13 protein-coding genes are annotated in these 14,421 nt (G+C 55.3%); 3 read left to right on the forward strand and 10 right to left on the reverse strand.

The window, feature by feature from the left end; translation table 11 throughout:
* Positions 1–3: 3 nt before the first annotated feature.
* The gene (locus M2418_RS23060; protein ID WP_259149348.1) at positions 4–1,050 is read right to left on the reverse strand and encodes an ABC transporter ATP-binding protein; all 1,047 of its coding nucleotides are present in this window, start codon (positions 1,048–1,050) and stop codon (positions 4–6) included.
* Between the two features lie 383 nt (positions 1,051–1,433).
* Between M2418_RS23060 and M2418_RS23065 the strand changes: the two genes are divergently transcribed.
* Both M2418_RS23065 and pgi read left to right on the forward strand, forming a co-directional pair.
* Positions 1,434–3,137, forward strand: coding sequence for a long-chain-fatty-acid--CoA ligase (locus M2418_RS23065; protein ID WP_259149351.1), 1,704 nt, complete (start codon positions 1,434–1,436; stop codon positions 3,135–3,137).
* A 128-nt stretch (positions 3,138–3,265) separates the two neighbouring features.
* Positions 3,266–4,891: a glucose-6-phosphate isomerase gene (gene pgi / locus M2418_RS23070; protein WP_259149352.1), complete on the forward strand. Its 1,626-nt coding sequence runs from the start codon at positions 3,266–3,268 to the stop codon at positions 4,889–4,891.
* 85 nt (positions 4,892–4,976) lie between these two features.
* On the opposite strand, the gene M2418_RS23075 is transcribed toward pgi, so the two are convergent.
* From M2418_RS23075 to M2418_RS23085, 3 genes are all read right to left on the reverse strand, one after another.
* Positions 4,977–6,281: an MFS transporter gene (locus M2418_RS23075; RefSeq protein ID WP_259149353.1), complete on the reverse strand. Its 1,305-nt coding sequence runs from the start codon at positions 6,279–6,281 to the stop codon at positions 4,977–4,979.
* Between the two features lie 88 nt (positions 6,282–6,369).
* Positions 6,370–6,771 (reverse strand): MarR family winged helix-turn-helix transcriptional regulator, encoded by a 402-nt coding sequence (locus M2418_RS23080; RefSeq protein ID WP_259149506.1) that lies wholly within the window; start codon positions 6,769–6,771, stop codon positions 6,370–6,372.
* Between the two features lie 174 nt (positions 6,772–6,945).
* Positions 6,946–8,148, reverse strand: a complete 1,203-nt coding sequence (locus M2418_RS23085) for an MFS transporter (RefSeq protein WP_259149354.1) — start codon at positions 8,146–8,148, stop codon at positions 6,946–6,948.
* Between the two features lie 78 nt (positions 8,149–8,226).
* Here M2418_RS23085 and M2418_RS23090 point away from each other — a divergent pair, with 78 nt between their 5' ends.
* Positions 8,227–9,228 carry an AraC family transcriptional regulator gene (locus tag M2418_RS23090; protein ID WP_250985604.1) on the forward strand — a complete coding sequence of 334 codons (1,002 nt, stop codon included), beginning with the start codon at positions 8,227–8,229 and terminating at the stop codon, positions 9,226–9,228.
* Positions 9,229–9,275: 47 nt separating this feature from the next.
* Here M2418_RS23090 and M2418_RS23095 read toward each other — a convergent pair whose 3' ends face one another.
* The 6 genes from M2418_RS23095 to M2418_RS23120 all read right to left on the reverse strand — a co-directional run bounded on the left by M2418_RS23095 (position 9,276) and on the right by M2418_RS23120 (position 14,404).
* Positions 9,276–10,631 carry a dicarboxylate/amino acid:cation symporter gene (locus M2418_RS23095; protein WP_259149356.1) on the reverse strand — a complete coding sequence of 452 codons (1,356 nt, stop codon included), beginning with the start codon at positions 10,629–10,631 and terminating at the stop codon, positions 9,276–9,278.
* Between the two features lie 207 nt (positions 10,632–10,838).
* Positions 10,839–11,777, reverse strand: a complete 939-nt coding sequence (locus tag M2418_RS23100; protein ID WP_259149358.1) for a DMT family transporter — start codon at positions 11,775–11,777, stop codon at positions 10,839–10,841.
* Entirely contained in the window at positions 11,774–12,364 is a 591-nt protein-coding gene (locus M2418_RS23105; protein WP_259149360.1) for a TetR/AcrR family transcriptional regulator, read from the reverse strand. The genes M2418_RS23100 and M2418_RS23105 overlap by 4 nt, the downstream gene beginning before the upstream one ends.
* 115 nt (positions 12,365–12,479) lie before the next feature.
* Positions 12,480–13,145 carry a hypothetical protein gene (locus M2418_RS23110; protein ID WP_259149361.1) on the reverse strand — a complete coding sequence of 222 codons (666 nt, stop codon included), beginning with the start codon at positions 13,143–13,145 and terminating at the stop codon, positions 12,480–12,482.
* 15 nt (positions 13,146–13,160) lie between these two features.
* On the reverse strand, positions 13,161–13,352 hold the full coding sequence (locus M2418_RS23115) for a hypothetical protein (protein ID WP_259149363.1): 192 nt from the start codon (positions 13,350–13,352) through the stop codon (positions 13,161–13,163).
* A gap of 125 nt (positions 13,353–13,477) precedes the next feature.
* Positions 13,478–14,404: a carbohydrate kinase gene (locus M2418_RS23120; protein WP_259149364.1), complete on the reverse strand. Its 927-nt coding sequence runs from the start codon at positions 14,402–14,404 to the stop codon at positions 13,478–13,480.
* Positions 14,405–14,421: the final 17 nt, after the last annotated feature.

A 14,421-nucleotide genomic window follows, 5' to 3' on the forward strand; every position in this document is an offset into this window, starting at 1 on the left:
ACCCTAGATGAAAACAAGAACCGTTTCCGGCTTCACCTTAAGCTGCACACGATCCACGCCTTGAGGCAGGCGATCCATGCTGCGCACGCGCAGATTTTCACTCATGCCGGGCACCTGGATATTGAGTTGCTCGATCTCGCCAAGGAAGGTTCTGCCGGAAATAACACCTTCTACCGAGCCGTTCATCGCACCGTTTGCCGACAGGGAAATGGCACTGGGACGAATATAGGCAACGGCCTGCGCACCCTCGGGAAGTTTTTCAGGCGTCGTAAAGGCACCCAACCCGGTTTCAATCCGGCCATTGCGAATGACGCCATCGACCTTATTGAAGGCACAGAAGAAATCCGCCGCATAACGGCAATTTGGTCTGTCGTGTAGATCATATCCACTGCCGGTTTGCACGATCTGGCCCTGCTGCATCAGCACTACACGATCACCGGCAGACAGCGCCTCCTCGGGATCATGTGTGACCATGATAGCCGTAGTGCCAAGACCACGTAGCAATGAAAGCGTCTCTTCGCGCACGCTGTCACGCAGGCCACGGTCGAGATTGGAAAAGGGTTCATCCATCAGCAGAATAGCCGGACGTGGAGCAAGCGCTCTTGCCAGCGCCACGCGCTGCTGTTCACCACCGGAGAGCGTGTGTGGATAACGCGTCGCCAATGCCCGCAGTCCGACATGGTCGATAAGGGAACTGGCACGCTCACGTGCCTCGTCCTTCTGTACGCCCTTGAGTCCAAACATCACATTTCGCTCAACGGTCAAATGCGGGAAGAGTGCATAATCCTGAAAGACGAAGCCGATATTGCGGTTTTCAGGTTCGACAAATGACGACGGCCCGGCAATCTCCCGGCCATTCATCATGAGCGTGCCCTGATCCGGAGTTTCAACACCGGCAATAATTCTCAAAAGCGTCGACTTGCCGCAACCGGAACGCCCGACCAGGCAGATGATTTCACCGCTGTTGACCGTGAGATCGATGTTGTTCAACACATCGGTCGCACCAAACCGTTTACCGATGTTTTTCAACTCAAGTGCAGCGACAGTCATTCACGTTATTCCATGCATACAGGCCGATATTCTTTGTTGATCGCGCAAATCAGGATTAAAGTCAAAACCAACCCGCGGGCGAATGGGCACGAAAGCGGATTTTCGGCGGAAAATTGTAGTCCCTACCGAAATAGACACGTCGAAAGGGTGATGTTTGCCACCGCCTCTTGCGCCATCCGTCAGCACCGGTCCAAATTGCGTAATCCGGTCGCGTATTTTTGACTGTAACAATCGTTACAGTGAGATTGACGTGTACGTTAGAGTTACATACATTTTGATCAGGCAGCTAATTCGGTTGGAGGACCGGAACGGCATGGACAGCGGGTGACAGCTATTTGCCTCACACAAAACGCTGTGCGATAAGTTACGCTGGGAGGAGCGGCATGAACGACGCGTTCAAAACTAAACCTGAAGGTTCTGCAAAGGATAAACCGTGGCTTGCTTCCTATCCGGAAGGTGTGCCAGCGGAAATTCCGTCATCGGCTTATAACTCCTTGCGCGATCTGATGGAGAAAAACTGCGCCGCTTATGCTGGCCGCAAAGTCTTCACCAGCATGGGTAAGTCGATCACCTACGCTGAACTTGAACAGGAAACACGCAAGGTCGCAGCCTGGCTGCAGGCCCACGGTTTCCGCAAGGGTGACCGTATTGCGGTGATGATGCCCAATATCCTGCAAAACCCGATTGCTGTTTACGGTATTTTGCGGGCAGGCATGATTGTCGTTAACATCAACCCGCTCTACACCGCCCGTGAACTGACCTATCAGTTGAAGGATTCCGGTGCAAAAGTCCTGTTTGTACTGGAGAACTTTGCCCATACGGCCCAGCAGGCCATCATCGGCACCGATATTCAAAATGTCGTTGTTGCCTCGATTGGTGACGTGTTCGGCGCCAAGGGTATCCTGATCAATTTCGTGCTGCGCCGAGTCAAGAAGATCGTGCCCAAATGGTCGATCTCCTGTGCGATCCGCTACACGGACATGATGAAGGAGGCGAACCGCTTGAAAATGGTGCATACCGATATTGCACCAGAAGACGTGGCGTTTCTGCAATATACCGGCGGTACCACAGGAATCTCCAAGGGTGCGGTGCTGACGCACAACAATCTTTTGGCCAACAAGGCGCAGATTTCGCTGTGGCTTGATTCGGCACTGGCCGGCAAACAACGCCCGGAAAGCATGACTTTCCTCTGCGCCCTGCCGCTTTGCCACATCTTTGCATTGACGGTGAACTCGCTGATGGGCGTGGCACTGGGTGCTAACAACGTGCTGATTGCCAATCCGCGTGATATTCCGGCGCTGATCAAGGAAATGCGCCATCATCGCTTTCACGTATTCCCCGGCATCAACACCCTGTTCAATGCACTTTTGAACAATGACGACTTCAAGACGCTTGATTTCTCCGAGCTTCTTCTTGTGCTCGGCGGCGGCATGGCTGTTCAAAGACCCGTGGCGGAACGTTGGATGTCGGTAACCGGCCGCCCGATCAGCGAAGGGTATGGTCTGTCCGAGACATCACCGGTCGCCACCGTCAACCGGCTGGATGTCAACGATTTCACGGGCACCATCGGCCTGCCTATTCCGTCCACCGAAGTGGATATTCGGGATGAAAACGATAACAGCCTGCCATTTGGCGAGGTTGGCGAAATCTGCATTCGTGGCCCGCAAGTCATGGCCGGTTACTGGCAAAGACCGGATGAAACCGCCAAGGTCATGGCAGCGGATGGTTACTTCCGCTCCGGCGACATGGGCTTCATGGATGAGCGCGGTTACACCAAAATCGTTGATCGCAAGAAGGACATGATCCTGGTTTCCGGCTTCAACGTGTATCCCAATGAAATCGAAGAAGTGGTCGCTTCACATCCCGGCGTGCTGGAATGCGCCGTGGTTGGCATTCCAGATGAACGGTCCGGTGAAGCCGTTAAACTATTCGTAGTCAAAAAAGACCCGAACCTGACGGCAGAAGAACTCAAGGCGTTCTGTGCTGAGAACATGACCAACTACAAACGCCCACGCCAGATCGAGTTCAGAACAGAGCTGCCAAAAACCAATGTCGGCAAGATCCTGCGACGCGAACTGCGCAGCTGAAGACGGTATCATTCAGCGACAGAACGATGGTCGGCAAGAACATCGTTCTTTTGTCAAATACGCGCCTTGATTTGGCCTGCTGAAAGGGAATAGTTTCTGCATCCTTCCACGGAACTGAGGAACATTCCATGCAGGCTATCATCGAAAACCTGAAATCTACGGCTGCGGCCACATCCGCAACAGATATCAGGGCCGCTTTCGCCAATGACGCAAAGCGTTTCGACAATTTCAGCGTCCGTTTTGACGATCTGCTGATGGATTATTCCAAATGCGCGGTGAATGCCGAGATTGTTGACCTGCTTGAAAAGCTGGCAACGGCAGGTGGCGTTGCAGAAAAACGCGAAGAAATGTTCTCGGGCAAGGCGATCAACTTCACCGAAGATCGCGCCGTATTGCACACAGCTTTGCGCAACCGTTCCAACACTCCGGTCCTGGTTGACGGCAAGGACGTGATGCCTGATGTCAACGACGTTCTCGCCGCCATGGGCAAGTTCGCCGATGCAATTCGCTTGGGCACACTCAAAGGCGCAACCGGCAAAAAGATCACCGACGTCATCAATATCGGCATTGGTGGTTCGGACCTCGGCCCGGTCATGGCGACATTGTCACTCGCACCATTCCATGATGGTCCACGTGCGCACTTCGTATCCAACATTGATGGCGCGCATATTGCAGATACGCTGAAATCGATTGATCCTGAGACAGCACTGTTCATCGTTGCATCAAAAACATTCACCACCATCGAAACGATGACCAATGCTGCAACGGCACGCAAGTTCATCGCCGACAAACTGGGTGAAGACGCCGTAAAGCACCACTTTTGCGCAGTATCGACCGCATTGGACAAGGTCGCCGCCTTCGGCATCGAAAGTGACCGTATTTTCGGTTTCTGGGATTGGGTCGGCGGACGCTACTCCATTTGGTCGGCAATTGGTCTGCCATTGATGATTGCCATCGGGCCTGAAAACTTCGGCAAGTTCCTTGATGGCGCGCATGCGATGGACAAGCACTTCCGCGAAGCGCCATTCCGTCAAAACCTGCCAATGCTGCTGGGCCTTATCGGTTTTTACCATCGCAATGTGCTGGATTATCCAACCCGCGCCATTCTGCCTTACGACCAGCGGCTTTCGCGCTTCCCTGCCTATTTGCAGCAGCTCGACATGGAATCCAACGGCAAGGGCGTCACGATTGACGGCAAAGCCGTTGAAGGTCAGTCCGGCCCGGTCGTATGGGGTGAACCCGGCACCAATGGACAGCATGCATTCTATCAGCTGATTCACCAGGGAACGAGCATCATCCCGGCTGAATTCATGATTGCCGCCAACGGCTTTGAAAAAGAATTGCGTCATCAGCACCAGTTGCTGATTTCCAATTGCCTTGCCCAGTCAGAGGCACTGATGAAGGGTCGCACACTGGCAGAAGCCAAGGCACAGCTGACCTCAAAGGGCATGGACGACAAACAGGCCGATTTCATTGCGCCACACCGCGTCTTTACCGGCAACCGCCCCTCGATCACCTTCGTGTATGACCAACTGACACCATTTGCGCTTGGTCGCCTGATCGCACTCTATGAACACCGCGTTTTTGTGGAAGGCGTGCTGTTCCGTATCAACTCCTTCGACCAGTGGGGCGTGGAGCTTGGCAAGGAACTGGCAACGGGCCTGCTGCCGGTTGTGGAAGGCAAGGAAAAGGCCGATGGCCATGACAGTTCCACACAGGGGCTGGTCAAGGTTTTGGCCGGTATGGCGAAATAACCAACAACACAAGATAAAAAAGCCGGGATATGCTCCCGGCTTTTTCATGAAAACCAAGCCTGTGTCTGTATGACTGGCTTGAACGTCAAGACCGCGCCAAATTTGGTGTCGCGAGATTGGTGGTACCTGGTTTTCTCAAAAGCAGCACTGACACAGCCGCGATCATGCACATGACACCTGCGATCTGCAAAGCGGGCATATAGGTTCCGAAATCATCCCTGAAATATCCGGCACCGAAAGCGGCGGTCGCAGCGCCAAGCTGGTGGCCAGTAAACACCCATCCAAAAACCAGACCGGCTTTTTCGCGTCCGAAATTCTCAGCCGCCAGCTTGACGGTTGGCGGAACGGTGGCAACCCAGTCCAGACCGTAAAATACCGCAAAGATCGACAGCTCCACCAGACTGAAACCCGAGAAGGAAAGGTAGATCAGCGATAGGCCACGCAGACCATAAAACCAGAACAGCAGGAAACGATTGTCAAAACGGTCCGACAGCCAGCCAGCAAATACCGTACCAAAGAAATCAAAGATGCCGATAACCGCTAGCGTGCCCGCCGCCGTCACCGCAGCCATGCCAAAATCTCCGCAAATCGAAATCCAGTGCGTCTGAATGAGCCCATTGGTCGACAGACCGCAGATGAAGAATGTTCCGAACAACACCCAGAATACCGGGTTTGTAGACACTTCCTTCAACACCAGCAGTGGCGACACAAGTGTGGCAAGTAGTTTGTGATCCTGCTTTACCCGCGCACTCACCGTCTCCTCACCATAGGCCGGTAAACCAACATCGGCCGGATAGTCACGCATCAGAAACAGCACGAGTAGCATTGCCAACACGATTACCGTGACAGCCAGCATCAGGGCTGTGCGCCAGCCATAGGCTTCGGTAAGTGCGGCAAGAATGGGTAAAAACACCAGCTGACCGGTTGCGTTGCTGGCAGTCATCAATCCAACAACCAGCCCGCGGCGTTTCGAGAACCAGCGTGTGGCGACCGTTGCACCAAGGACCAGCGCTGTCATGCCTGTGCCGACACCGATGACCACACCCCAGAGTGCGACGAGTTGCCAGACTTCCGTCATCAGAAACGATGTCAGGATGCCAAACAAAATCAGTGTCAGCGCCGTCAACACAACTTGGCGCACTCCAAAGTGGTTCATGAAGGCCGCAGCAAACGGTCCGAGAAGGCCAAAAAGCACCAGACGCACCGCCATGGCAAAAGAGATATCGGCAATGTCCCAGCCAAATTCCTGATGCAGCGGCTGGATCATCACCCCGGCGGAGCCCATGGCACCGGCGGTCGCGAGCATGGTCAGAAATGTGGTCGACGCCACCACCCAGCCATAATGAAGATTTTTGCCAGCCATCCAGCCAGCAAGACGTTCGGAAAACATTGCACTTCCCTTTCCTGATCACTGGTGTTGCGTCGAAATACGGGTAGATACCCTTATTTGCGTGCATATACCCGCTTCATGATAAAAATTAGAGAGCTGCCAGCAGCTCCTGTAACTGTCTCGTTCTGTCAGTGCCCAACCGAGCCTCAATATCATCCTGCACGCCGTCCCAGAGCGGCGCACCCTCATTCAGAACGGCCTGCCCTTGCTTGGTGATAGACAACATAGCCTCGCGCTGGTCCTCGCCATGGCCAATTGCCACCAGCCCCATACGCTCCAGTACCTTGGCATTACGGCCGACCGTCGAGCGGTCCAATTCCGCTGCGACAGCAACATCGGTCAATGACGCGGGCGCCAGACGCCTGATCTTCCTTAGCAGACTGAACTGGCCGATATTTACCCCAAGCGGAGCCAGCGCCTCGTCATAATAGGACGAGACCTTCCGGGAGGCTTGGCGCAGCAATATGCAGTGACAGTTACTGGTTGACATAACCATGGGTATATACCCGTAAAACTATAATCGCAAGCGCCGGATTGACCAACACAATAGACCGACCGAGATGAGGTCACAACAACTGGCAGAAAGCTGCGATTATCTGATTGAAACACAAAGAAAAAGCCGGGGGATGATCCCGACTTTTCCATGATCCAAATTTTGAGGAGATCAGGCGAGACTGACCTGCGCGCGCGGCTTGACCCCGAGAATGATACCAATGCTGGCGACAGCAAGCACCAGACCACTGATACCGAAAACGCCGGTTGCGCCATTTGTGTCGAAGATAAAGCCGCCAACTGCCGCACCCATGCCGATGGCAAACTGGATGGAGGCAACCAGCAAACCGCCGGCACTTTCCGCTTCATCGGGAATGGTGCGCGCCAGCCATGTCGACCATGACACCGGCACCGCGCCGAACAGGAAACCCCACAGCGCAACAAGCACGGCAGCCAGAGGCAGCGGCGGTTGTGTGGTCACAATCACGAATGCGATAGCAGCCATCAACAGTGGCAAGACGGCCAGCGACAGCTTGAGGCTACGCCCGATCAAAGATCCAGCCGTCAGCGTGCCCACAAAATTGGCCAATCCAAAGCCCAGCAACAGCGCCGAGACCATGCCAATATTGGCACCGATATCCATTTCCAGATACGGACGAAGGTAAGTGAAGAACGCAAAGTGTCCGCCAAATACCAGCGTTGCCGCCACCAGACCAAGCGCGATGCCTGGTCTTGCCAACACGGTACCAAGGGTGCGCAGGCTGCTTGTGCCTGAGGGGGCGAGCTTTGGCAGCGTCAGATACTGCATGATAAGGGCAACAACACCCAAACCGGCCGTCAACACGAAAACGAAACGCCAGCCGGCCATTTCACCGACGTAACTGCCAATCGGTGCCGCAACGATGGTTGCAGCAGACACACCGCTGAACACCATGGACAGGGCCCGCGGCACATTACGCGGCGGTACAAGGCGGATGACGATGGCCGTGGACATTGCCCAGAAACCGCCAAGCGCCACGCCCAACAGCAGACGCCCGAGCAAAAGCAGCGTAAAGCCGGGGGCAGCCGCCACCATAAGATTGGAAACAACCAGCAGCGCGGAGAAAAACATCATCAAATGGCGACGGTCAATGCGACGTGCAGCCGATGTGATCAGCAGGCTGGCAATCATGCCAACAACCGCTGTGACGGTAACAGCCTGTCCGGCCGCACCTTCGGTAATACCAAGTTCAGCAGCAATGGGGGTAAGAAGGCTTGCGGGCAGAAACTCTGCCGTCACCAGTCCGAATACACCGAGTGCCATGGAGGCCACGGCACCCCATACAGGGGTTTCCGGGCCAGCCCCAGCCTGTGTAGGTTCAAAAGTCGGGTTCATCATCTTGTCCTTTGGGAGGGAAGGAATGATCTGAAGATAAGCTGGACAGCCCGGACTATCTATGTCACAAAATCCGTCATGCTTGATCGAAAGTCCGAAAATCACAGCTTGCCAGATCCCGATCTCGTCAGTGAGCTGCTGATGGGCATGCGACTTGTCGGCCTGAACTACAATCGCATCGAAGTTGCTCCGCCCTTTGGTCTGGCGTTTGGTGAGGTCGAGGGACGAGCACAATTTCACTTTGTGGCACGCGGCCCGGTCTATCTGAGAACACTGTCCGGTAGCCTGCACGAGATGAACACTGGCGATGCCGTTCTGTTGCCACGTGGTGGCGCACATTCCCTGCTGTCCAGCCCGGAAATGCCCTGCCAGAACATCCGTTCCTTCAACACTGCGCCGCTCTGCAATTCCGTCACCGCCATCAAGACCTGCAGCCCCGAAACACCGGCCGCTGAGCGCATACTTGTTTTCAGCGGCTGCATGGAGTTTGACCTGGGCGGCCTGCACCCGCTTGTCGGACTGATGCCGGAAGTGATGTTTGTTGGCACCTTGATTAATCGTTACCCGGAACTGCTGCCGATGCTGGAGGCGATGGAGCGGGAAACGCGACAGGCCCGTGCCGGCTTTGCAGGCATTCTGGCGCGGCTTGCCGATGTGGTTGCCGCATTCATCGTGCGGGCATGGGTCGAATGTGGCTGTGGCGATTCCTCCGGTTGGATTGCGGCGTTGCGCGATCCTCGTCTTGGTCGCGTTCTGCTTGCCATTCACAACAATCCCGGCCACGACTGGTCTCTGGCAGAACTCGCCAGCCAGATGGGTGCGTCACGCTCGGTTTTTGCCGAACGTTTTCTCGAAGTGACCGGCATAACACCACTGCGTTATCTAACTGAGCTTCGCATGCGGCTTGCTTCGCAATGGATTGGCAAGGAACATATGCCGATTGAAACGGCCGCCCTGAAACTCGGTTACGGCTCACAGGCCGCATTCAGCCGGGCCTTCAAACGCATCATTGGCCATCCACCGGGCTCGCTGACCACAAAACACAGTGACCTGCCTCCCCCGCCCCATCATATCGCATAAAAAAACCGCCGGTCGCCCGGCGGTTTTGTCATTCGCAGCACCCGCGCTTATTCAGCAGGAACGGCTGTCGGATCAAGCGCGTCGATACCTTCAACGCGGTCATAGGCGTCCTGATCGAGAATGCCCTGACGTTTTGCAACGACGGTCGGGATAAGTGCCTGGCCAGCGACGTTAACGGCAGTACGACCCATGTCGAGAATAGGATCAACCGCAAGCAGCAGACCAACGCCCTGCAGAGGCAGGCCAAGGGTGGAAAGCGTCAGCGTCAACATGACCGTCGCACCAGTCAGGCCAGCAGTTGCAGCAGAACCAAGTACCGAAACAAAGGCAATCAGCACATATTCCTGCACACCAAGCGGAATACCGTAGAACTGCGCGACAAAGATCGCCGAAATGGCCGGATAGATTGCCGCGCAACCATCCATCTTTGTGGTCGCACCGAGCGGCACGGCAAAGGCTGCATATTCGCGTGGTACACCGAGATTACGTTCCGTAACCTGCTCGGTTACCGGCAGAGTGCCAATCGACGAACGGGAAACGAAGGCCAACTGGATCGCAGGCCATGCACCGGCGAAGAACCGCACGGGGTTCAGGCCGTTTGTTGCCAGCACGATTGGATAGACGACGAAAAGCACGATCGCCAAACCGATGTAGATCGCAGCAGAGTACCAACCAAGCGATGCGAGCGCATCCCAGCCATAAACGGCAACCGCATTGCCCAGAAGGCCGATTGTGCCGATTGGCGTCAGGCGAATGACCCACCACAGAATCTTACGGGTAATGGCAAGCAGCGAACGGTTGAAGGACAGAAACGGTTCAGCCTTTTCACCCACCTGCAAGGCGGCAATACCAACGGCAATCGAAACCACAAGGATCTGCAAGACGTTGAAGTTGAGCGATGTGGTGGCACCACTGTCATTGATCCGTGTCGATGCCTGCAGGCCTAGCACGTTGGAAGGGATAAGGCCTTTCAAGAAATCAAGCCACGAACCGGTACTGGAAGGTGCCGCGGCAGTCGTTGCGGCAACACCACTGTTGATCCCCGGCTGAATGACCAGACCAAGTACGATACCGATGAGAACCGCTATCAGTGCCGTAATCGCAAACCACAGCAGGGTCTGCCAGACGAGGCGCGCTGCATTGTTGAGTTCACGCAGGTTGGCGATACTGGCCACAATGGCCGTGAAAATCAGCAGAGGCACCAGGGCGCGCAGAAGCTGCACAAAGATGGAGCCAATGGTCGAAAGCGTCTGAACGAGCCAATTCGGGCCAGCATCGGTCGGGCCGATCTGGCGCGCGATGTAGCCGAGGACCAGGCCGATAGCCATGGCGACGAACACCTGAAAGCCGAACGAAGCGTAAAACGGCTTCTGCGCCCGCGAAGCGGATGTTGAACTAGACATTTTGCATTCCATTTGATGGAGATAAAAAGAAACGTGGCAGCGGCTGATGAACGCGGCGCTGCGATGTGCCTATATATTTGGCATTTCGCCTTAAATATCAACAGATACAATTGCGCGAAACAGACGCTTCACGAAAATTCATTCCACCATACAGGCAATTGGCGGGATGCTTTGGCGGTAGCACCGGCACGACCGGCCTGCTAATTATCACGATTGTCCGGACAGTGAACTCTGTCGACGCAGAATGAACTTCATCGGCACCGTAATTACAATAAGGCAGCAGATGATCAGGGCGACCCCAACCCAACCCAACATAGGCAACCGTTCACCAATGATTGCAACTGCAAGCATTGCCGCAATGACCGGCTCGATAAGTGTAATCGTCGTCGCCATACTGGCGGGAATTCGCGCCAGTCCGATGCCGAAACAGATGTAACCCAGGAACATCGGCACCATCGCCATATAGAGGCCAACCGCCGCATTGTTCCACGAGGCGAGAAACGGTCCACCGGTCATAACCAGCACAGGCATCAGCAGTAGGCCACCAATACCGAAGGTCGCACCCATGGCTGCGGATGACCGAATGCCCTGCAACATCAAACCGCGTGCCGTCCACGAATAAAGCGCATAGGTCAGGCCACCGACCAGACCCAATCCAATCCCGGCAATTGTCGAATGACCACCGGTGAAGATTTCGGTGGAGGAACTTTCCGCTACGCACAGCAGCAACATGCCGGCAAGGCCGAGCAGCGCACCGCCCAACCAGCGTTTCGACAAACGTGCCCCATCGAAGAGATTTTCTATCACGGCAGACAGTAGTGGCGCCGAGCCAAGAGTAACCACCGTGCCAATCGTAACTCCGGCCAAACGCATCGATCCGTAAAAAGCCAGCGGATAAAGAGCCACCGCCAGCCCACCGAGGAACAGCTTGCGCCAATGCAAAGCCAGATCGGGAATGGAGCGACGGATACTTTTGGTAGCAATCGCGGCCTGTAGCAGTCCGCCAATCCCCATGGCGGCAGCACCAATTGCAGCAGCGCTAACCTCTGGGGCGAACGTTGCCGCCGTACCGGTCGTACCCCACACGACGGAAGCGAATAGAACGGCCGCCACACCAATCCTGAAATCTTTTGGCGCAGTATTCATAATGTCTCCAGCAGGTCCGATGCCATAGCACGCGCTTCAATCACCAGCCCGCTGTTGCCTTCCAGCCCGGCGCGGGTAATGGCACCCTCTAGGAGAAAGGCCAGTTGTCGTGCGATCTTGATTGCACGAGGCCTGTCACTGCCAATCAGTTCGGCCAAATGATCGGCAAGCAGCCGTTCGACTTCTTCCTTGTGAACACGCACCGCCTGGCGCCCGATGTCGCCAACGGTCAGTTCAGCCGCCGCATTCAGCAGGCCACATCCACGAAATCCACGTTCATAGGCATATTCGGCATGATCCTGATAGGCATCGAACACCGCCAGGATCCGGTCTTTGGGCGAATGCGCCTTGGCCAACCGCTCATCGTACAGGGCAAGCCATTCGGCATGGCGAACTTGCAGATACTGGTTTACCAGATCGGCCTTGGAGGCAAAATTGTTGTAGAGGCTTTTCTTGGCAACGCCGGCCCGCTCCACAATGGCATCAATGCCGGTTCCGGCAATGCCGTTTTCATAAAACAGCACCGCTGCCGCCCGTAAAAGACGTTCACGAGCACTTTCCGGCACGGTTATTTGCACATCGCTCATCAGCAACCTCATTAGTAGGTAGATCGGTCTACCTACTGATTGCAAAAACGTCAAGCCTAGTGGGTGCCGTCGGCTATCACCAACACACCGTTGCCGCCTCAACCAGAAGCATCCATCAGGAGCGTTTGGCCATCACATCAACCAGCAGAAACAGGGTGACCACACCGATCCCGGCAGCGGTCAGCCAGGACCAGGCATAGAGCGGCGGAAAACCTTCGATGATGGAGGTCAAAATGGGCAGTGCCGCCATCGTCACCATCACAGTATAGGCGTCACAACGTTCGATACCAACCTGCAGAAGATAAAGCGGTGCCAAAACGGCGATCATTGTCACGGCAAGCAGATAGACGGACCATTCAATTGCTGGCAGGCCTGAGCCCAGTGTCATGACAAACGAAATCGGGATGATGAGATAAAACCGATGCGCCAGCACCGACTCGAATTTCCAGCCGCGATTAAGAAGCGCCTTGGAAGCCATAGTGATGAGCACAGCACCGATACCGGCGGCCACACTTGCAAGCAGACCAAGCCAGGCATTCTCACCAATGGAAGCAAAACCACTGCCCTTCACCGCAGCAAGCGCGAGAACACCACATCCAACTAGCACACCCGCGCAGACCGCAATGCGCTGAACGGACGGTTTCTGACCGGTACGAGCGAAGGTAATGATCACAGCCAGAACAGGACCGACACCAATTTCCACCGCACCGACAATCGCCGGTTCAATCAACTTCAGAGCATAAAAGAAAGTGAGAAAGGTCAGTGCCGTGCTGGCATTCAACAGAAGGAGCGGCCCTCACGCTTTTTGCCCGACGCTACGGCGCGACAAAAGCAGGAAAAACACGGCGGTAAGCGTGAAACTGACGAACACAAAAAAAAGCGAGGACACGACTGTCAACCATGTGCCAAACATCACCTTGCCGACCGGCTGAAAAAAGACGGCCAGAAAGATCATCAACCAACCAAAACCGGCACCTGCCACTGACACAAATTTCTCCCGCAATCTACACTGTGTCCGGGCAACCCTAACTGTAGAACACACATATGTGCTGTGTGCCCCAGGCAGTCATCCGGAGGCACACTGCACATTGCAAAACGCATCAAAGGCTGGTTTTAAAGGCCTATTTCTTTGGCCCATGGCGGGTTTGCGCCCGCGCGGGAAACGGTGACAGCGGCAGCCTTGGAGCCGAGCGCCAACGCTTTGGTAATCGCCTCCTCGCTGAGCGTTGCAACCTGCGCCTTGGTCAGCAGTCCCTGCAACTTGAGCGAGGCCAAAATACCAGCATCAAATGTATCACCAGCACCGACCGTGTCGACAACCTCAACCTTCTGGCTTGGCACGAACACCTTGCGATCCCGGGTGTAACCGACAGCGCCTTCAGCACCCTTGGTCACCACCACCAGTTTGGTGCCATCCTTCAGCCAATGCGTGGCCATGGCGTCGAGATCGCCATCCAGACCGAACCATTCCAGATCTTCATCAGAAAATTTCAGGATATCCGACATCGCAGCCATGCGGGTAATGCGGGCCAGGTGTTTTTCCTTGTCCTTGATGAATCCCGGACGGATATTCGGGTCGAGCGAGATGACACGGCTGGCATGTTCACGCTGCATCAGCGCTTCATAGGTGCTGCCGCATGGTTCGGGAATAAGGCTGATCGCACCAAAATGCATGGCCTCGCAGTCATCGCCCAGCGCCGGTAAGTCATCCTGCGACAACATTCTGAGTGCCGTGCCCTCATCATAGAAGGCGTAAGTCGCATGGCCATTGACCAGCTTCACAAAGGCAACGGTGGACGGACGATCCGAAAGTGCACAAAAGCTGTAATCGACATTGGCGGCCTTGAGGCTTTCAATCAGCACGTCACCCAGCATGTCCTTGGCAATGCCACAGAAAAAGCCGGAGGCAACACCAAGCCTTCCAAGCGCGATGGCCGTATTGAACACTGCACCACCTGCATAGGGGGCATAACCTGCCTCCCCTTGCGTCGTTTGACGTGGCAGCATGTCGATCAAAGCTTCGCCGCAGCACAGGATCATTCGGTCCTCCTCACCCA

The organism is Rhizobium sp. BIGb0125 (assembly GCF_024810055.1).
GTDB lineage: Bacteria > Pseudomonadota > Alphaproteobacteria > Rhizobiales > Rhizobiaceae > Agrobacterium.